Source organism: Desulfomonilaceae bacterium, assembly GCA_041662605.1.
In the GTDB taxonomy this organism is placed as follows: Bacteria; Desulfobacterota; Desulfomonilia; order Desulfomonilales; family Desulfomonilaceae; genus CAJBEZ01.
Genome location: JBAZSD010000006.1, coordinates 40,187 through 58,026, shown reverse-complemented (window position 1 = coordinate 58,026; position 17,840 = coordinate 40,187). Strand labels below are relative to the sequence as shown.

Sequence of the window (17,840 nt, the reverse complement as noted above, 5' to 3'; positions counted from 1 at the left end):
AACTCCTTACTCGGCGCCGCTTGTATAATTGAACCCCGGTCAGATGTAAGTATAACCAATGGGAGACCGGTCCTGCGTCGCCTGTATCACTGCATTGACTATCATATCAAAAAGGTCTTGAGTCCCTTTATAGCCTAGCTGACAAATTCTTTGGGCTCCGAAGCGGTCATGAATTGGAAACCCCAGCCGCACGAGGGGTATGTTCCATTTTCGGGCAAGCTTATAGCCCTTGCTGGAGCCTAGAAGCACATCAGGCCTGAATTTTTCGGCTGTTTCCTCTATATCGAAAAAATCAATATTGTCTGAAACTTCAGGTGTTTCATCCAGAATGCCTTCTGTTACGGCCTTAATTGCAGTGTGAAAATGTTGGCTTTTAGCGCCAGTAGCGCAAAGCACAGGTTTAATGCCAATCTCCGTCAGAAAGGACGCCAACCCTACGACCATGTCGGGATCGCCATAAATAACGGCCCGTTTCCCTGAAATATATTTGTGGCCATCCACATAAGAGTCTATCAATCGACCTCTTTCCAATTCATATTTCACAGGGGTTTTTCTGCAGGAAATTTCTTCCAGAGTATTCATGAAAATATCAGTTTCTCTAAGCCCGATAGGGGTCCCCAATTTCTTGGAAGGAACCTTGAATCTGTCGGCCAAAACCTTGGCAGCCGAAATCGAATCGGTTAAACACCGACCGAATTCGACGGAAAATGAAGCTGTTCCCATCGCTTTAATGCTTGCGATTGGCGTTCCGCCAGACGGGATTTTTTCGTATTCCACCGCTGCCGGGGCGTCAAGCGTCTCGGAAATATCAGGCAGTATGACCGGATTAAGCCCAAAATCATGAACAATTTCTTTCAGGTAACGAGTGTCCGCCGGAGAAACGAAACCAGGAAACAAATTCACGGTGTTTCCACAGGATGGGAGATTAGACGCCAATTGGTCTACAATGGCTCTCACCGCTGACTGGAACCCGTCGATGTGGGAACCTGAGTAACTCGGTGTGGAAACGTTTACGATCGAAGGCCGTCCATGTTTCAGCGTTTCTTCCGAGAATTCGTCCTGAAACTCCTTTACCAGCCTCGACGTATCATCACCGATTGTCTCGGTTAGACAAGTTGTCGCTACTCCAATAAGACCACAATGATACTTGGACATGACGTTTTTGAGACCCTGCTTAAGATTAGGCCCGCCTCCGTAAATTGCGTGCTTCTCGCCCAGAGATGATGAAGCGATATCTACGGGTTCCCTAAAATGGCTGATAACGTAGCGTCTCATGTAAGTTGCGCATCCTTGTGATCCGTGAAGAAACGGAACCGAGCCTTCCACGCCCTTGAACGCCAGGCAAGCCCCAAGCGGCGCACACAGCTTGCAACTATCCGTAGTCGCTACATAAGGTTCTTTTTTAGTTTTCAATCGCTTTTCTTTCATTGAGCACATCCATTTCCTGCGGTTTTGATGAAAGCGCCTGTTGTCTTGGGGTAAATCGCCAGACTGGGCTGGTTACCGTCGAATAGACTTCTTTGGCAAAATTCAACATTCCCACGAAGCCCTCAAGGGCTTCTTTTCGTTCGTGATTGTGGTCGCAGAATCCCACTCCCAACTTGTATGCGATCGGACGCTCTTTTACTCCACCAACGAAGATGTCTACATCCTTTTCCTGAAGGAACGATGAGAGTTCGAGCGGATTGGAGTCGTCCACAATTATTGTCCCAGGATCAGTTATTTCATGGAGTTCTTTGTAGTCTTCCTCAGTTCCTGTCTGGGAACCAACCAGTTCAACGGTCATCCCCAGATGCCTGAAAGCTTTAACCAGAGAAAAGGCTTTAAAAGCGCCGCCAACGTAAATTGCGGCTTTCTTCCCTTCCAGAGCCTTTCTGTATTGTTTCAATTTCGGGTACAGCTTACTCAGTTCATCCCGGACCAACTCTTTGGTATTCTCCATGATTGCCGGCTCCAGGTCCTTAAAAAAATCTGCGACCTTGTAGAGTGAATCGGCCATGTCTTCTACACCAAAATACGAAACCCGTAAAAAAGGTATCTGATATTCGTCTTGCATCATTTTGGCCAGATCTATTGTTGAACCCGAACACTGGACCAAATTCAATGCTGCGCCGTGCGCTCGGCGTAGGTCATCCACTCTGCCGTCTCCAGTGATGTTGGCGACGACATTTATTCCCATCCGCTCAAAATAATCACGCACAATCCATATCTCGCCGGCAAGGTTGAAATCACCGAGAATGTTCACGCTCAACGGACTGATGTCATCGATCGGGCCGGTTCCGACGAGCTGAAACATGGCCCTGCAAGCGGCGTTGTATCCTGCTCTCTTATTGCCTTTAAAACCTTCCGATTCCACGGGGATCACGGGGATGCCCTTCTCACGTTCCACTTTCTTGCATACACCGTTGAGGTCATCACCAATGATTCCCACTATGCACGTTGAGTAAACAAATGCGGCTTTTGGATTAATTCGCTCTATCAATTGAATGAGGGCCCGGTAAAGTTTGTCTTCACCCCCAAATATGACGTCGCTCTCCTGCAAGTCGGTGGAATAGCTGTGCCGATGTAGCTCAGGGCCCGAAGACAATGCGCCTCGGATGTCCCACGTGTATACGGCGCACCCAATTGGACCGTGTACGAGGTGCAGGGCGTCCGTTATTGGGTAAAGCACCACCCGGGAGCCGCAGAAGACGCATGCCCTCTGACTTACCGCCCCAGCGAGGCTTTCTTTGTCACAGGTCATCTGAAAAGGCTCTTCGCCTTTTCGATGGACCTGATCTTTTCTCTCTGCAAAAATTGTGTTTGTCATTGCAGTGGCCTTCCAAGTAACAATTTCATGCGAGGAGATGGGACTCGGCAACGCGACCATCTTCCAATGCGTCGAGGATCTCATCCACCACTTTTTCACTATTTACATCCCGGTACCAATGTCCCTGTGGATAGATGATCATCACCGGTCCTTCCTCACAAAGTTTTAAACAACCCGTGCTGGATACCATTGCATTCAGTCCACGGTCTGCGAGTTCTTCTTCCAGATAGGGGATGAGCCGCAGCGAATCTTTTTTTATGCATTTCCCTTTGGCCTCTGTGCCTCTAAAACTGGCGCATACGAAAAAATGATAATCCGGTTTGTTCATGTATCGTCTCCTCTTACATAACAAGTTCAAAGCTTTCTTCAGGGGCGTCTCGATCCTGTCGGTCCAGGATAGCGTCAAGGATCTTTTCTAACAGGCGCATGCCGCCGCGATATCCAACCGTCGGAAAGTAACTATGGCCAATTCGATCCAGTATGGGAAAGCCCATACGAACCAGAGGAATGTCCTCATCGCGGGCGATGTACTTCAGGTAAGTGTTTCCCATAAGTAAGTCTACCGGCTCATTCTTGATCCACTGATGCAACAGGAACAGGTCACCCGGCGCCTTAATATTTATGGGATAAGGAGAATTACTCGTAATTTCCCGAATACGGGATTCGAACTTCTTGCCGGATGTGCCGGTAACAATGTGAATCGGCCACATGTCTATCGAAACAAGAAATTCAGTAAGGGCGATCAGATGATCCGGGTCGCCTGCCAGCGCAACCTTTTTCCCGTAGAAGTACTGATGCATGTCAGTAACGATATCCAATAACTGACCACGCTCTTCATTTAGACTCTCGGGAACGGTTATTCCGAGTGTTTTTCTCAGTGTATCCACGAACCGGTCGGTTGCCTTGAACCCGATCGGCAGATCGAGTATTTCACAGGACACACCGCATTTCGTGTCAAGCGCTCGCGCCGCCGGTCCCGAAGCCAGTTGTCCGAGGCCAATGGTAGCCATACTGGCGCCAGTGGTCTTGAGGGCTTCCACTGTTACGCCGCCGGAGGGAAACATTTCGTACTTACCGGTTTGAGGCCGATTGAGCACCTTGGACGTATCGGGAAACATAACAACACGCACGCCCATCATTTCAGCTATTCGTCTAACTTCCTCCATATCGGATGGCTCTACGTAGCCTGGTATAATATTGATCTGATCAATCTTTTGCCCATTGGACTCCGCGAAATAATCCACCATTGCTTTAGTCATGTTCGCAAATCCGGTGACGTGGGTCCCAACGTAGCTAGGTGTATTCACATGTATTACGTATTTACCTTCAGGGATTTTGCCATCCGCCTCGGCCTTGCGTGCAATCTGGGGAATGTCGTCACCGATTGTCTCGGACAGACATGTAGTGTGAACAGCTATCACCTCAGGTTCGTAGATGGTGAAAATGTTATCTATCGCCTGCACCAGGTTCGCCTGTCCGCCGAAGACGGACGCCCCTTCGGTGAAGGAACTGGTGGCGGCCATTACCGGTTCCTTGTAATGGCGTGTAAGAGCGCTTCGATGATATGCGCAGCAACCCTGAGAACCATGACTGTGCGGGAGGCAACCGTGAATACCCAGAGCGGCGTACATGGCGCCAATGGGCTGGCAGGTTTTTGCGGGGTTGATAGTCAAGGCGCTTCGTTCAGTAATTTCTTTTGAAGTATGTCGCAGTAACATTAGTCGGTTCCTTCCTTCGAGTCTCAATCGCAGGCGTATTTTGCCGCAAGCTCAGGGCTTTCCTGCCAGGGAGCCTTGATATGTTTCCAAATCTGGCTATTCACCATTCTGTCAATCTCCCGATAAAAGTTAATGGCGCCTTTGAAGCCGGCGTATGGGCCTCCTGAATCGTAGCTATGGAGCTGTTTCATCGGGATACCTTTTTTTTGTATGGCGAATTTTTCCTTGATGCCTGCGCAAAAGATGTCTGGTTTGTAGATTTCAATTAGTTGTTCCGATTCGTATTGGCTTATGTCGTCAATCACCAGGCTCCGATCGGACATCTCTCTCATCATTCCGTCATAGTCTTTGAAACGGAAACCTTCATCCTGGAGTTTCTTCAGTTGTTCATCCGTTTTACGGGGCCGGAATCGTTCGGGGTCAGGGTGGATTTCAAGTTCTTCGATGTTACGGCTATCCGCGTCAACTTTTATGGATGGCAGAACTTTCCGACCTTCATAGTCGTCACGATGGGCGAACTCGTATCCCGCGGAAATGGTTTTCATCCCGATTTCCCTGAATAGTTCCTGATAATGGTGAGCGCGGGATCCACCCACAAAAAGCATGGCTACCTTTCCCTCACAGCGGGCCCTGACGTCGTCACGGACTTTGATCACTTCGGGCATCTCACGAGCGATGACATCTTCGACTCGCTGTTTAAGTTCGTCGTTCTCGAAATAATTGGCGATCTTTCGTAACGATTTTGCAGTGGCCTGAGCCCCGATGAAATTAATCTTGATCCATGGGATGCCGAACTTGGTCTCCATCATCTCAGCGACGTAGTTGATCGAACGGTGGCACATAATTGTGTTCAAATCGGCTGTATGAGCGTTGGCAAACTGGTCATAGGTGGAGTTACCGCTGAAAGTCGATACTACTGATATTTCACATTCATCGAGGATACGGTCGATCTCGAACGCGTCACCTCCTATGTTGTACTCGCCGAGCAGGTTAATCCTGTATTTTCCTTCCTTAACGTTGTCATTGAGGCCAACTACGTTCTTGAAAATTCCGTTGTTAGCGATGTGATGGCCTGCCGACTGGCTCACCCCCTTGTATCCCTCACAACTGAACCCGAAAACATTGATTCCGAGCTTTTCCTTCATTTCGCGAGCTACCGAGTGCACGTCATCGCCAATTAGCCCTACGGGGCACGTTGAAAAAATGCTGATAGCCTTGGGTTTGAAAAGGTCATACGCTTCCTGGATGGCCGCCCGCAGCTTCTTCTCACCACCAAAAACGATGTTTTCTTCCTGCATGTCCGTGGAAAAACAGTAAGTCATGAAGTTATCGTCTTCCGGTCCATCCGGACGGGTCTGATTACGACGTGTGAGCCAACTGTAAAAACCGCAACCGATAGGTCCATGGGTGATATTTACTATGTCGCGGGTCGGGCCCATAATGACCCCTTTGCACCCGGCGTATGTACATCCTCGCTGTGTAATTATCCCAGGGATTGTCCTGGTGTTGGCTCCGATTTCCGGCAATTCCTGTTCTTCGGAAACCCTGTTTACGATGATCTGCTTCGCCCGTTTGCGAGCCACTTTAGTCGGATACTTTTTCAGCAGTTCCTGTTTGACTTCCTGCGGATCAATTTGCTCGGTTTCGAGCGATATATTTTCATTCAAAGCTTTCATTATTTTCTCCTGAGAGAGGCCAGATTCACATTTCATCGAGGACTTTATCGCCGCCTTCGCCGGTGCGCACACTAAAGGAACCGGCGACCGGCATTACGAATATTTTACCGTCCCCAGATTTGCCTGTTTTGTTAACGGTCATAATGGTTGTCACCGCTTTATTCTTCAGTTTCTCCGGGACCACCATAAACAGCAGCCTCTTGGGAATCAGGCGTTGACTGTGACCAAGTTGAGCTATTGCCTCTTCGTAACCTTTTTCAGCGCCTTCAAGTAAGCTGTAATCAACCAGGCCCTTACCCCTGCCCAGGACGTCCTTGGCGGTCATAGACGGTATCCCTGCGTCGGAAAGCGCCTTTTTGGTTTTGTTCATCATGTTAATGCGTATGATAGCCATAATTGCTCTCATATCTTTACCTCTTCAATTTCCCCGGAAGCTGTCTCCTTGATGCCCGAACTAATCGTGTAGACTTCATCTACCGGGCTCACGAAGATCTTTCCGTCGCCATAAGCGCCCTTATCGCCTGTTCTGGCAGCCTTGATCACCGTTTTGATAACAAAATCCTTGTCAGTATCAGGCACTACCGTTAGAAGCATTTCTTTTGGGATCTCGTCGTAAGTGATTTCACCGATTTTTATGCCACGCTGCTTTCCACGGCCAACTACTGATATTTTGGTCACTGCGGGGAAGCCGGCCTCCATCAGGGCCGCCAGTACGTCGTCCACCTTAGTGGGCCTGACGATGGATCTGATCATCAACATGTTCGTTACCTCGTTTCGTTATTTGGATTTTGGAATCTAGTCGCTGTTTAACCGGCCAAACCATGTTTTATAAGGAGTTTCTCGAGATCGTCAGTGCTCATGATCTTTGGAACAACGTGCATCTTGTTCTCTTCAATTTTATTTGCCAAAGTCCTGTATTCCTCCGCCTGAGAATGTGTAGGCTCGAATTCTATTACTGTTTTCCTGTTGATTTCAGCCTTTTGCACCATGTTGTCCCGGGGCACGAAGTGGATCATCTGGGTACCTAACTGTTCGGCGAAGGCCTCAATCATTTCCTGTTCAAAGTCGACTTTTCTGCTGTTGCAGATGAGGCCTCCCAGGCGAACACCACCGGCTTCAGCAAATTTTACGATACCCTTACAGATGTTGTTGGCGGCGTACATGGCCATCATTTCACCCGAGACGACGATGTAGATTTCCTGGGCTTTGCCTTCTCGAATAGGCATCGCAAAACCACCGCAGACAACGTCGCCCAAGACATCGTAGAAGGCGTAATCGAGCGTTTCATCGTAGGCTCCTAGCTGTTCGAGCAGGTTGATGGAGGTTATAATTCCACGTCCAGCGCAACCTACCCCCGGTTCCGGTCCACCTGATTCCACGCAAATTGTGCCTTTGAAACCGACCTTGCGGATTTCATCAAGTTCCACGTCTTCACCTTCCGCTCGCAATGTGTCGAGTACGGTCTTTTGGGCAAGGCCTCCCAGCAGAAGACGGGTCGAGTCCGACTTCGGGTCGCAACCCACTACCATGACTTTACGTCCCATTTCAGCCAGGCCCGCTACTGTATTTTGCGTAGTAGTCGATTTTCCGATGCCGCCTTTGCCGTAAATCGCTATTTTTCTCATTTTGTCTTGTTTTTACCTCTCACTGTTTTTGAAGAAGTAAAGGCAAGTTCGGCGCCATTTGGACGGGACGGAGGCAAATTAGTTGTAATACTCTGTATTTATTGGATTAGTTAATATAGATATGTCGAGAATCAGCGAGGAAAGAGAAAGTCGAAATCGACAATGTTTACAAAATTGTTATGTGTATTCACAAAATTGTAACAACATTGTCCAATTTGGTGATTCTATCCCAGTTATCAGAACTGAGTTACGAAACAGGGGATAATCAGGACAGGAAGAACTGTATGAAGGAATTGATGTTAACAGGATGGTTTCGGAAATGACAATGTAAATATGAGCGTCAATTTTGTCAAAAGACCATCTTCACAGAAAGGTCTATGTCCTTCAGGTAGGTAAAGGAGGGGGAGAGAAAATCGACGCTCTGAAAAATCTTAAGATTTCAATATATGTGACGACATTATCGAACGGTCGTAATGCCGTCGGCTCCATGCTAAATAAATAGCTTCTTTCTCTTCAAATAGTCCTCCAATCCAAATTTTCTTACCCTGTATCCCATTTGCCTAAGCGTAATTCCCAGATCTCTGGCGGCACGCGACTGAATCCAGCCGTTGCGCTCGAGAGCGGCCACGACGCCTCTTTTTTCCATCTCAGTCAATGAATCCAGCCTTGATAATGTTGGGGCCACAGGGGTGTGATGATCCTTCACGACATGCGCTAGATAGGGAGTCAAATCACCAATATCAATAAGGCCGTTCTCAGACATTATGGCCAACCTTTCCAGGAGATTCTCAAGCTCCCTGACATTTCCAGGCCAGGAATACCTGATGAGCGCCTCAATCGCTTTCGGAGAAAAATGCAGTTCAGCTCCATATTCCCGCACAAGTGACCTGGTGAAAAAAGTGAGAAGCCCCACTATGTCTTCCTGTCTTTCACGAAGAGGAGGGACACGGATTGGAAACACATTGAGTCGATAATAAAGATCCTGCCTGAATTCGCCCGAGGAGGTGGCCGAAGATAGGTCCCTGTTTGTAGCCGCTATGATTCGAGCGTCTACTTTCCGAGTCTTGGAACTCCCGAGTCTCTCAAATTCCTTGTCCTGGAGAAACCTGAGAAGTTTGGCCTGAACAGGTAGGGACATTTCACCAATCTCATCAAGAAACAGGGTGCCTCCTTCAGCTTCTTCGACACGACCTGTCCTGGCTTCCGTAGCTCCCGTAAAAGCGCCTCTTTCGTATCCGAAAAGTTCGGCCTCCAAGAGGTTTTCCGGTAGAGCGGCGCTGTTCACCTTAATGAATGGATTCCTTGATCGTGAACTCAGTTCGTGAATTATTTGCGCCACAAGGGTTTTGCCCGTTCCGGATTCTCCGAGGATCAGGACCGTGGCCCTGGTTGGGGCCACTTTTTTTACAAGCTGTTGCGCTTCCAGTATCGCGGGGCTTCTGGCGATAGAAAAAAAACCATCACTTTTTCTGGATATTTTTTCCTTGAGAAAGAGATTTGCCCTGACCAAAGTTTTCTCTCTCGCTTTAACCTGTTCATTGAGACTTATCAGTTGGCCGATGAAAGCGGCGAGAATGCTAAGGAAGCGAACGTCCTCCTCAAACGACAAGTCTGCCTCAAACAGTTTGTCAGCGCTTAGAACGCCAATAGGATAGCCATTGAGGCCAATTGGAACGCCGATGAAAGAGATTCTGCCTTTTTCCGGGGTTCTTGCGCCTGTTTTATTTAGAAAGAGAGGGTCCCTACTTATGTCAGGAACAACAAACGGCTCATTTGAACTGAATATCTTTCCGGTTATCCCTTCATCGAACCTGTACACTCCCCGTTTTTTCTCCTGATGTGTCAAACCGTGTGACGCTCGAATCGTCAGTTTTCCCGTTTCGAAATCAATTATGGTGATGGCCCCACGTTTCATTGACAAATCTTCCGACAGTGTGGAAAGAATAATTGCCAGCGTTTGGTCCAGATTCAAAGCCTGTCCTATTACTTGACTAATTTTGTATAAAGCCTTGAGTTCTAGCTGATTTATAAGAGCCTTCATGTCATTCTCACAGCAATTTCAGGATTCATGCAGCCACAGGCTCTTCAAAATGATGCAATATCCAAGCCATGGACCTGAATTAACTCACTAAGCCAATATTTATAAACAGTTAGCCATAGAATTTGATCGGGAAGGGCTGTTGTTTGCAACACAATGGTATTGATTTGCCAGAAGAGCTACGTGAATGTAGGAATACTTGGCGAGATGGAGTAACGTGGCCCGTGCTATAAAATTTGGGTAACTGAATTCGATGGTTCAAAATAATTAAGAACTCTATAAGTTTTCGAACCTCAAGGATTGCCCGACCGTAACATGTTGTGGTTGTGTTTTTTACAACTATTTGGAGTTTTCTCCCAGTGGGACAGAATCTTCAAAGGCCCTAAACAAAAAACAGGTTTGGGAAATTACAAATGATGGTTCAAACGACCCTGCTCCAGCATCAGGAACAGGGAATTAATTATCAACATGCACAAGTGTAATTGTCGCCAGTGCACAAATGTAATTGACGTCGGGCATAGCGGGTTAAAATCAAGAACCCTCGGGTTCGGCAGTCAATGGCGGCGTCCCTTTGAACAGCAAGTGAAATAGCCTGTTTCCCCCCATTACCTTTCCAGTTTCCCAGATGGCAAACAATGGGATGAAGTTGACAAACATGACTGCGGCATGGGACAGCAGCTCTCCTTTGCTTTTGAAAACTATTTCCTTGAAAATGCCCGTGATGTCTCTGTTGTAATAAAATCCTTCGGCGGCATACTCCAGGATGGAGAAGACCAGGGCTAGAACGCTCATGACAAATGCCTTGTATAATATTTTTACCATCAAAGGCCTGTCCCCAAAACGCTCGCCAAGGCCTAGAAAATTTCCGAGCAAAATGATTTTGGCCAGCATCATGGATTCGAAGAGACCAAACCCGCAATTGAAATAGCTGATGTGATATTCCGTCAGAATCATTCTCTTGTAAATTTTCAATCCAGCCAAGATCATGGCTATGTAGACGGTGAGCAAAATATACTTTTTTGTCTCTTCATAAAATTCAGTTTTCAGTTCAGCCTTTTTGACGTTCGCTATTTTCATCTATAACGCCCTCTTTTAGATGACATGTAGTCCAAGTTCCGTGAAGATCCTGAAATGTTAAGTTGTGAGCGAATCACCAAATGTGCCTTTGGTGAACTCTCTACGACGCTCTCTCTATATCCCAATATAGATTCAACACACTGAATAAGACAATGTTGCGGAATTCTCGGGTTCTGATGGGATTTGACAGCCTCTTGAGTTAAGCAACTCCCAATGATTTAGAAAAAATTGTGAAATTGCTTTTACGTTTGTCCTTATTTGACACACGTGTAGGAAATAATGGGGTCATCATGATCAAAAGGAGCCTCCCATGAATGCCCCATTAGGTGATTTTTTCAGTCAAATAAAGGTCGGAGCGAAACAGAATCACAAGAATATGGCGCTCTATTGCCTGCTTTCAGAGCATGAGGCCGCTGTCGATTTCCTCACTCTGGACAACGCTCTTGCAAATGACGCGCTTGCTATTTCAGAGCTAACCGAAGGCGGTTCAGTCCCTGAATTAAGAGTCCTGAACAAATCCGACCAGAACGTGCTTCTTATGGATGGGGAAGAGTTTGTGGGAGCTAAACAGCATTGGGTCTTAAATACAACGATACTGATTGCGCCGCAGTCTGAGACAAACATTCCAGTATCGTGTGTCGAGAAGGGAAGATGGTCATATCGAAGCAAACATTTCGGAAGTCAGCCCAGGGCAATGAGCGCTAATCTCCGAAAACGGAAATCAGAAACCGTAAACGTGAACCTTCGTAGGGGACGAAACTTCATGTCCAATCAAGGGGTGGTGTGGGACGAGATAGAGAAAAAACATGAAAGGATGTCTGCATCCCCTTCCCCAACAATGGCAATGGCGGATCTATATGAATCTCACAGGGACCAGACGGAGTCTTATCTGTCGGCATTCCGACCGGTGTTCAATCAGGTGGGGATAATAGTCTTTATTGATGGAATGGTTGCCGGGATTGAGATCCTTAACAAGTTTCAATCCTTCAGGGAAAATCATTCCAAGCTAGTTAACAGTTATGTGATGGATGCTCTCGAAACTTCCAATGGCGAGATAAAACCCAATCACCGGTCATTAAGGGGTACAACTTAAAAGATAGTCGAATCAATGCAGCTATCCAGAATCGAGAAGCGCAAATCAGTTTCGCTTGGAAACGATTTGAGAATGGAATCCGAACGGTTGCTGGGTTCGGGGTTGGAATTCGAGGACCAGATATTACAGTTGAGCATCTTTAGCGCCGAAAATGGTAACGGAACGGGGGCAAGAGCAAGATGAGGAGAGCCTCGGCCAGGAGGGAACCTCAAGGAAGATGATCTAGGCAAGATTGTGTTTGACCGCACCTTACGAAAGCGCTAAGTATGTTGGAAATTTATTTCCCAACTTGGCTGGGGGTGGGACCACGAGAAAAACAAACGTGAGAAACCTGAAAAGTCTGACACAGAACCGCCATTGATGATGCTCAAAGGAAAGCCGGGACTACTCGATTTGTTTGGCCGTGTCTATGATTATCGAAATGATATAAACCATGCCGGTGTCAGGAAGAGCCTCTCGGATCCAAAAACATTAATTGATGGGTTGAACCAACTGATTTCGCAAGCAAGAACCCTGGTTTTAAAAAATTAATCCTACATGATACGCATTCCTTACCCAGGCCTCCAGCCTGGGCTGACATAAAACGCCCTTACAGGGCTTTATGTGGATCAGAATTTGAGCCCTGAAGGGGCGCATCAAGCCAGCCTAGGGTGAAGCCCTAGGACAATTGGACGCCAAGTGTGAAGGTCTGGCGCAATGGGAGACAATAATCGGATGACGGATACCAATCCTATGCCATGACGTGGGAATACATCAAAATCACCAAACATCGGGGGGTAAAAATGCCGCAATCATTATCGAAAATTTACGTTCATGTCGTATTTGGAACAAAACATCGTGTTCCATGGCTAATTGAAAGAGTTAGACCAGAACTTTACGCATTTATGGCAGGGTCTCTCAAACTCGTTGATTCCCAGTCGGTGCGCATTGGTGGAATGCCGGACCATACGCATCTGGTTTTCAGGCTTTCCAAAACCTATGCCTTGAGCAAGGTCATTGAACGTGTCAAAACAGATTCATCCTCGTGGATAAAAAGCAGGGGAAAGAATTTCGAGGATTTTGCCTGGCAAAACGGTTATGGCGCGTTTTCGATAGGACAGTCCGGTCTGGATTCGACTGTCCGATACGTTGTTAACCAGCAAACCCATCACCAGCGGTTTTCGTTCAAAGAAGAAATCAGACAGATTTTTCTTGCCCATCAACTTGAATACAACGAAAAATACTTCTGGGAGTGATTGCATATCTTATTGGTTTGAGCCGGAGCGGAATAAATCAAATGGATAACGATTCTACACTTGCCCAAGTCAGAGCAGCGCTGGATACAGGTCTGGCTGATCAAGCCCTCAATATCGCAAAGGAAAGACAGACATGCGAACTTGTCAACGCCGATCTCCATCTTGCATGGGCCGATGTTTTAGAGGAGTTAGCATTAGTCGATGAGGTAATTTCCGAACTCAACCTTGCCCTCAGGGACGATCCCGAAAGGGCATCCATCTATGATGTGAGTCATGGAATTATTCTTGGTAATCTGGATTGTATGGACCCTGATTGGCCTCGGTACCAATTGGGGCTATGGTTGGCGAGACGATGACGATCATAGGAGACGCTAAACGTATGACTGGGGCTGCGCCCTTCCAGGACTGACGAGGGGACACGATTTGAACGGATTGCCTACCTGGATTTTTTTTCGATGAGGAGGAATTAGTCATGCGACATTTTATGTTCATGCTGGTCATCGCATTTACATTGTTGCCCGCTGTTTCCAATGGCGCTGATTATTTGTATCTGGACAAGAAAGGCCAAATCAAAGGACGAGCAACGGACGATGGTGACACTTTGAGATTTTATGACAAATCTAACAATCCCAAAGGCTGGTATGACCGGGATACCAATACCACTTTTGACAGGAATAATAGACCTACCGGCACGCTCTATAATTTTGATGACGATTGAGGCGAAAGTATAATTGTCGCCGAATAACGACCCTAGGGAGGCACGAGGTTCCCTATTGAGACGGCACTGTAATTTCGTAAGACTCAGTTTTGACGGCAGAAGATTCCCATGGTCTTTTCAATAGCATTTCTATTTTGGCGTTTCCCGGCTTCAATGGAACGAACATGAAGATTTGTTTGCCAGACGCTCCCACGAGTTTGGACTCCGGCTTTTCGTACCAGGATTTCTTGAGTTTGAAAAAAGACTCATCAAAACGTGCGGACCAGCTATATCCAGTGCTTCCGATGGCGGCGGAAAGTACAATGCGGAAAGGCTGATTTAATCTTGTCGTGATTTCATGCTCTGTGGCGTAACTTTTTTGCCAGGCGCCGAAACACAGAACAATAAAGAGAAACAAGCTTGCCAACGTCCTTGTGATGTTAATCAATGAACTGTTCCTCCATTAATATCTCCGGCAAAATTAACCGGGACAAACTGTCGACGCTTCCAGCGTACAGATGCAACACAGAAACTCTCCAGATTCTGTCTCGCTCAAGTTCCGCATCCCATGGGGTTCCTGACTGGGAATATAAACCATGTCGCCCGGGCCACAAATTCTTTTGTCGACCATTTTGTCCGTATCTGGATCAAAAGCCCAACATTCAAATTTGCCTGAAATGAAGTACATCGTCTGAACGTAGGCATGATTGTGGATGGGAATTTCACCCGCCGGACCCACTGTAAACAGTCTCAAGCCATAGGCTGGAGAACCTTCAGCGTCCTGCCCAACCTTCGAAAGCCACCGAACGCCCACCTGTTTGGCGTCGCTGGATTTTCCCCTGTATGGCACTGACCCTACCTGGACATTTTCAACGTCAGCGGAATTCATTGCGATCATTGTTATCTCCTCAGTTTTAGTGAAAACGTATATTTCAGAAAGACATATACAAAACAGCCATACCTCGACATAATGTGGACCTGGATCAAACGGACGTTCCAGAATATCCCGCTTTGTTATAATCTCGACCGCGGGAATTGTCATTTCGCGGATTCCAGCGACGAGAAATCTTATTAGGCGCTGGATGGATTTTTTGCTTGTCCTGAACTGAATGAACTATAAACTATTCTCACTGTCTATCCTTATTTTTTGGTCTTAATTTTGCTAGTAATCGCCGCCTTCTCCCTATCTAGTTCCTGTCGAAGCTCCTCCTCGGTAGGGAGGTATAGTGTGTATTTGGAGGCGAAGAGTTGTCGGCTTTCGTTCAAGACGGAATATTTTACCACAGTCTGGTCCTTCGCTGAACATAGGATGATACCGATGGTTGGATTGTCACCATCCCCTTTAACTGTGTCTTCGAAAAGGCGGATATACAGGTCCATCTGGCCAATATCCTGAGGTGTCAATGGCCCGATCTGCAAGTCGATGAGGACGAAAGCCTTTAGGATGTAGTTGTAGAAAACCAGATCGACATAAAAATCCATAGTTTCGGTCGAGACACGCTTCTGGCGTGCGACGAAAGCGAACCCTCGACCTAATTCGAGCATGAATGCTTGCAGTTGCTGAATGATGGCCTGTTCCAGTTCGGATTCACGATAGGACGCATTGTCCTCGATATTCAAGAACTCCAGCACATAGGGATCCTTTATGAAGTCTTCAGGTCGGGCGACAAGAGATGCTGTCGCATTCCTGGCCTCCGCCTCGACCGGCTCTCTTTCGCGACTCAAGACAAGTCGCTCGTAATACAAGGAGTTTATCTGACGTTCCAGGGCCCGTGAACTCCAGTTTTGTTCAGCCGCTTCTTTCATATAGTAGCGTCTGGCGTCTGGTTTCTCTAATCGCATCAATGCCCGGTAGTGCGTCCATGACAATTCGCTACGCAGTGCGTAGCGAATCTCGCCAGTATCTTGAAAAGGAAAAGCCAAAAAGAACTGCCTGAAGTTTCGAAGGTTTGTTTCAGTGAATCCCCGGCCGAAATCCCTGGTTAAACGAATCGATAAGTTCCTGATCAGATAATCTCCATAGCCCGCCCGCTCCTTGCCTTTCTGTTCCTCATCGACGATGATGCGTCCAATTTCCCAGTATGCTTCGACCATGGCGAAGTTGATCGCCCGATAAGCGTTGGAACGCGCAGTCTTGAGTATTGCAGCAACGGCCTGGTAGAATTCCGTCTGCAATGTTGAGTCTTCTGTACAGTCTTTTTTATTGCCGCCTGTTGGCTTTGTCATTGCCCTGTTCAACTACATTTTATTAAGATACACGAAGATGTTAAAATACCATTCTTGAGGCAAAAATGAAATTCCGAGCAATCGTCAAGAAGTCTGGAGACTGGTGGATTGGTTGGCTGATTGATTTGCCGGGAGTAAACGACCAGTCCGTTCATTGTCATATACTATTCATCTGTGCGATAGAGTGTCCAATTACGGAGCGCAATAATGAAATTTACGACTAACTTGATATTTATTTTTATTGCTTCTTGTTTATTTATGAGCGCGGCTCAGGATTCTTACGCTCAAGGTGTGACATATCCAGGAGGATCAGTTCAATGGGGACAAGACGGAAGGGTAAAATATCCAGGCGGTAATGTGAACTGGGGCATCAGCAATGGCGTCGTGAATTTTCCTGGTGGAGGTGTGAGGTGGGACAACCAGGGTAACGGCGGGGTTAGAATAAATGTTCCCGGCTTCAAGGGCAAAATACGTTGGTAATTTGTTTCTGAGCCCGGAAACAATCTATTGTAAAAGAAATCCCGGATTAAACGCGAATAGGTCTAATTGATTCAACCTCTCATCATGAGTTGATGGAGCTTGCACTAAAGTAATTTGCAACTTTTGTAAGGTCACAGGACTCATGAGCCTTGCAGAGGTTCGAAAATAGCGATTCAGTTGCGGTGATCGTGCGATTGAATCTCATCTTGGCAAGTGGTCCATCTTTTGTCGACTCATAAACATGTTGTCGCGCTGTAAACGCGGTTTCAGGAGAATTGCAGATCAACATTATGTCCGTGCCTGCCTGATACGCCAGGAGAGCAGCTTCTTCGGGCCTGTAATGTTTTGAGATGGCCCCCATATCAAGGTCATCGGTAACTACGAGGCCATGAAATTTTAATTCCTGTCTAAGCACATCGTCAATTAGGGTAGGGGAGAGAGACGCGGGATAAGTCTCGTCAAATGCAGGAAAAACAACATGGGCCGTCATGATCATGTCTGTTCCTGCTTCGATCGCCTTAATGAAAGGAAAAATATCCCTCTCCATGATCACACTGGAAGGCCTTGAATCAATCGGTAGATCCAAATGTGAATCCACAGCTATACCGCCATGGCCAGGAAAATGTTTGCCGCAAGTCAGGATCCCCTCGGACCTCATTGCGCGAATCAGGACAGTCCCTAAATTGGCGACCTGTATTGGATCAGGGCCGAACGAACGATCTCCGATTACCGTGTTTTTAGTGTCAATGCCTTCTCCCAGAACATCAAGGACTGGAACAAAATCCAGGTTGAATCCCACAAGGCTCAATTCCCGGGCGGTTGTTTCCGCAAAACGTCGTATGGCTTCTTCAGGAAACTCTGATTCCGCTATGGTCATTACCGGAGGAAATTCAGAAAATGCCGACGTAAGTCTTTTTACTCTTCCGCCTTCCTGATCTACCCCTATTAATAACGGTCTGCCCAACTTTTCGATTGAAAACTGCTGAATCGAGAAATTAAGTTCAGCCACCTGGCGAGGTTCAAGTATATTCCTGCTAAACAGGATTACGCCGGCAGGGTTGAGCGCATCAAGGAAGCTCTGCAACTCAGGACAGAATGCCGATCCGTAGAAACCTACCATAAAAAGACGCCCAAAATCGCGTTCCATCATGCCCAATGAAAGCTCC

At 47.1% G+C, this 17,840-nt stretch carries 20 protein-coding genes; 6 read left to right on the top strand and 14 right to left on the bottom strand.

Features of this window, described 5'->3' with window-relative positions; all coding sequences use genetic code 11:
• Positions 1 to 39: 39 nt before the first annotated feature.
• From WC647_06825 to WC647_06780, 10 genes are all read right to left on the bottom strand, one after another.
• Complete coding sequence (locus tag WC647_06825) at positions 40 to 1,428, bottom strand: nitrogenase component 1 (protein ID MFA6222012.1); 1,389 nt, start codon at positions 1,426 to 1,428, stop codon at positions 40 to 42.
• Positions 1,403 to 2,809, bottom strand: a complete 1,407-nt coding sequence (gene nifE / locus WC647_06820) for a nitrogenase iron-molybdenum cofactor biosynthesis protein NifE (protein ID MFA6222011.1) — start codon at positions 2,807 to 2,809, stop codon at positions 1,403 to 1,405. Before nifE ends, WC647_06825 begins: the two co-directional genes overlap by 26 nt.
• A gap of 25 nt (positions 2,810 to 2,834) precedes the next feature.
• A complete protein-coding gene (locus WC647_06815) occupies positions 2,835 to 3,137 on the bottom strand; it encodes a (2Fe-2S) ferredoxin domain-containing protein (protein MFA6222010.1) in 303 nt (100 codons plus the stop codon).
• A gap of 13 nt (positions 3,138 to 3,150) precedes the next feature.
• Positions 3,151 to 4,527: a nitrogenase molybdenum-iron protein subunit beta gene (gene nifK, locus WC647_06810; GenBank protein MFA6222009.1), complete on the bottom strand. Its 1,377-nt coding sequence runs from the start codon at positions 4,525 to 4,527 to the stop codon at positions 3,151 to 3,153.
• Between the two features lie 23 nt (positions 4,528 to 4,550).
• A complete protein-coding gene (gene nifD / locus WC647_06805; protein ID MFA6222008.1) occupies positions 4,551 to 6,203 on the bottom strand; it encodes a nitrogenase molybdenum-iron protein alpha chain in 1,653 nt (550 codons plus the stop codon).
• Between the two features lie 25 nt (positions 6,204 to 6,228).
• Positions 6,229 to 6,609 (bottom strand): P-II family nitrogen regulator, encoded by a 381-nt coding sequence (locus tag WC647_06800; protein MFA6222007.1) that lies wholly within the window; start codon positions 6,607 to 6,609, stop codon positions 6,229 to 6,231.
• The gene (locus WC647_06795) at positions 6,606 to 6,962 is read right to left on the bottom strand and encodes a P-II family nitrogen regulator (protein ID MFA6222006.1); all 357 of its coding nucleotides are present in this window, start codon (positions 6,960 to 6,962) and stop codon (positions 6,606 to 6,608) included. The genes WC647_06800 and WC647_06795 overlap by 4 nt, the downstream gene beginning before the upstream one ends.
• 47 nt (positions 6,963 to 7,009) lie before the next feature.
• Positions 7,010 to 7,828 (bottom strand): nitrogenase iron protein, encoded by an 819-nt coding sequence (nifH, locus tag WC647_06790; GenBank protein ID MFA6222005.1) that lies wholly within the window; start codon positions 7,826 to 7,828, stop codon positions 7,010 to 7,012.
• Positions 7,829 to 8,318: 490 nt separating this feature from the next.
• Positions 8,319 to 9,869 carry a sigma 54-interacting transcriptional regulator gene (locus WC647_06785; GenBank protein MFA6222004.1) on the bottom strand — a complete coding sequence of 517 codons (1,551 nt, stop codon included), beginning with the start codon at positions 9,867 to 9,869 and terminating at the stop codon, positions 8,319 to 8,321.
• A gap of 528 nt (positions 9,870 to 10,397) precedes the next feature.
• Positions 10,398 to 10,943, bottom strand: a complete 546-nt coding sequence (locus WC647_06780) for a hypothetical protein (GenBank protein ID MFA6222003.1) — start codon at positions 10,941 to 10,943, stop codon at positions 10,398 to 10,400.
• A 310-nt stretch (positions 10,944 to 11,253) separates the two neighbouring features.
• Between WC647_06780 and WC647_06775 the strand changes: the two genes are divergently transcribed.
• The 5 genes from WC647_06775 (at position 11,254) to WC647_06755 (ending at position 13,989) form a co-directional block, all read left to right on the top strand.
• Entirely contained in the window at positions 11,254 to 12,036 is a 783-nt protein-coding gene (locus tag WC647_06775) for a DUF6569 family protein (GenBank protein ID MFA6222002.1), read from the top strand.
• A 15-nt stretch (positions 12,037 to 12,051) separates the two neighbouring features.
• Positions 12,052 to 12,219 carry a hypothetical protein gene (locus tag WC647_06770; GenBank protein MFA6222001.1) on the top strand — a complete coding sequence of 56 codons (168 nt, stop codon included), beginning with the start codon at positions 12,052 to 12,054 and terminating at the stop codon, positions 12,217 to 12,219.
• A 599-nt stretch (positions 12,220 to 12,818) separates the two neighbouring features.
• Positions 12,819 to 13,271, top strand: coding sequence for a transposase (locus WC647_06765; protein ID MFA6222000.1), 453 nt, complete (start codon positions 12,819 to 12,821; stop codon positions 13,269 to 13,271).
• A gap of 41 nt (positions 13,272 to 13,312) precedes the next feature.
• A complete protein-coding gene (locus WC647_06760) occupies positions 13,313 to 13,627 on the top strand; it encodes a hypothetical protein (GenBank protein MFA6221999.1) in 315 nt (104 codons plus the stop codon).
• 116 nt (positions 13,628 to 13,743) lie between these two features.
• Positions 13,744 to 13,989: a hypothetical protein gene (locus tag WC647_06755; GenBank protein ID MFA6221998.1), complete on the top strand. Its 246-nt coding sequence runs from the start codon at positions 13,744 to 13,746 to the stop codon at positions 13,987 to 13,989.
• Between the two features lie 52 nt (positions 13,990 to 14,041).
• Here the strand turns inward: WC647_06755 and WC647_06750 are convergent, their stop codons facing one another.
• From WC647_06750 to WC647_06740, 3 genes are all read right to left on the bottom strand, one after another.
• Positions 14,042 to 14,416, bottom strand: a complete 375-nt coding sequence (locus tag WC647_06750; protein ID MFA6221997.1) for a protease inhibitor I42 family protein — start codon at positions 14,414 to 14,416, stop codon at positions 14,042 to 14,044.
• 33 nt (positions 14,417 to 14,449) lie between these two features.
• Positions 14,450 to 14,866 (bottom strand): cupin domain-containing protein, encoded by a 417-nt coding sequence (locus tag WC647_06745; protein ID MFA6221996.1) that lies wholly within the window; start codon positions 14,864 to 14,866, stop codon positions 14,450 to 14,452.
• Between the two features lie 242 nt (positions 14,867 to 15,108).
• Positions 15,109 to 16,143: a PDDEXK nuclease domain-containing protein gene (locus WC647_06740; protein ID MFA6221995.1), complete on the bottom strand. Its 1,035-nt coding sequence runs from the start codon at positions 16,141 to 16,143 to the stop codon at positions 15,109 to 15,111.
• Between the two features lie 258 nt (positions 16,144 to 16,401).
• On the opposite strand from WC647_06740, the gene WC647_06735 reads away from it, so the two are divergent.
• Complete coding sequence (locus WC647_06735; GenBank protein MFA6221994.1) at positions 16,402 to 16,674, top strand: hypothetical protein; 273 nt, start codon at positions 16,402 to 16,404, stop codon at positions 16,672 to 16,674.
• An 82-nt stretch (positions 16,675 to 16,756) separates the two neighbouring features.
• Here WC647_06735 and nagZ read toward each other — a convergent pair whose 3' ends face one another.
• Positions 16,757 to 17,824: a beta-N-acetylhexosaminidase gene (nagZ, locus tag WC647_06730; GenBank protein ID MFA6221993.1), complete on the bottom strand. Its 1,068-nt coding sequence runs from the start codon at positions 17,822 to 17,824 to the stop codon at positions 16,757 to 16,759.
• Between the last annotated feature and the right edge of the window lie 16 nt (positions 17,825 to 17,840).

Bases quoted from the DNA above. Each gene is read 5' to 3' on its own strand.
- WC647_06825 (MFA6222012.1), bottom strand. From the start codon at position 1,428: ATGAAAGAAAAGCGATTGAAAACTAAAAAAGAACCTTATGTAGCGACT.
- nifE (MFA6222011.1), bottom strand. From the start codon at position 2,809: ATGACAAACACAATTTTTGCAGAGAGAAAAGATCAGGTCCATCGAAAA.
- WC647_06815 (MFA6222010.1), bottom strand. From the start codon at position 3,137: ATGAACAAACCGGATTATCATTTTTTCGTATGCGCCAGTTTTAGAGGC.
- nifK (MFA6222009.1), bottom strand. From the start codon at position 4,527: ATGTTACTGCGACATACTTCAAAAGAAATTACTGAACGAAGCGCCTTG.
- nifD (MFA6222008.1), bottom strand. From the start codon at position 6,203: ATGAAAGCTTTGAATGAAAATATATCGCTCGAAACCGAGCAAATTGAT.
- WC647_06800 (MFA6222007.1), bottom strand. From the start codon at position 6,609: ATGAGAGCAATTATGGCTATCATACGCATTAACATGATGAACAAAACC.
- WC647_06795 (MFA6222006.1), bottom strand. From the start codon at position 6,962: ATGTTGATGATCAGATCCATCGTCAGGCCCACTAAGGTGGACGACGTA.
- nifH (MFA6222005.1), bottom strand. From the start codon at position 7,828: ATGAGAAAAATAGCGATTTACGGCAAAGGCGGCATCGGAAAATCGACT.
- WC647_06785 (MFA6222004.1), bottom strand. From the start codon at position 9,869: ATGAAGGCTCTTATAAATCAGCTAGAACTCAAGGCTTTATACAAAATT.
- WC647_06780 (MFA6222003.1), bottom strand. From the start codon at position 10,943: ATGAAAATAGCGAACGTCAAAAAGGCTGAACTGAAAACTGAATTTTAT.
- WC647_06775 (MFA6222002.1), top strand. From the start codon at position 11,254: ATGAATGCCCCATTAGGTGATTTTTTCAGTCAAATAAAGGTCGGAGCG.
- WC647_06770 (MFA6222001.1), top strand. From the start codon at position 12,052: ATGCAGCTATCCAGAATCGAGAAGCGCAAATCAGTTTCGCTTGGAAAC.
- WC647_06765 (MFA6222000.1), top strand. From the start codon at position 12,819: ATGCCGCAATCATTATCGAAAATTTACGTTCATGTCGTATTTGGAACA.
- WC647_06760 (MFA6221999.1), top strand. From the start codon at position 13,313: ATGGATAACGATTCTACACTTGCCCAAGTCAGAGCAGCGCTGGATACA.
- WC647_06755 (MFA6221998.1), top strand. From the start codon at position 13,744: ATGCGACATTTTATGTTCATGCTGGTCATCGCATTTACATTGTTGCCC.
- WC647_06745 (MFA6221996.1), bottom strand. From the start codon at position 14,866: ATGATCGCAATGAATTCCGCTGACGTTGAAAATGTCCAGGTAGGGTCA.
- WC647_06735 (MFA6221994.1), top strand. From the start codon at position 16,402: ATGAAATTTACGACTAACTTGATATTTATTTTTATTGCTTCTTGTTTA.
- nagZ (MFA6221993.1), bottom strand. From the start codon at position 17,824: ATGATGGAACGCGATTTTGGGCGTCTTTTTATGGTAGGTTTCTACGGA.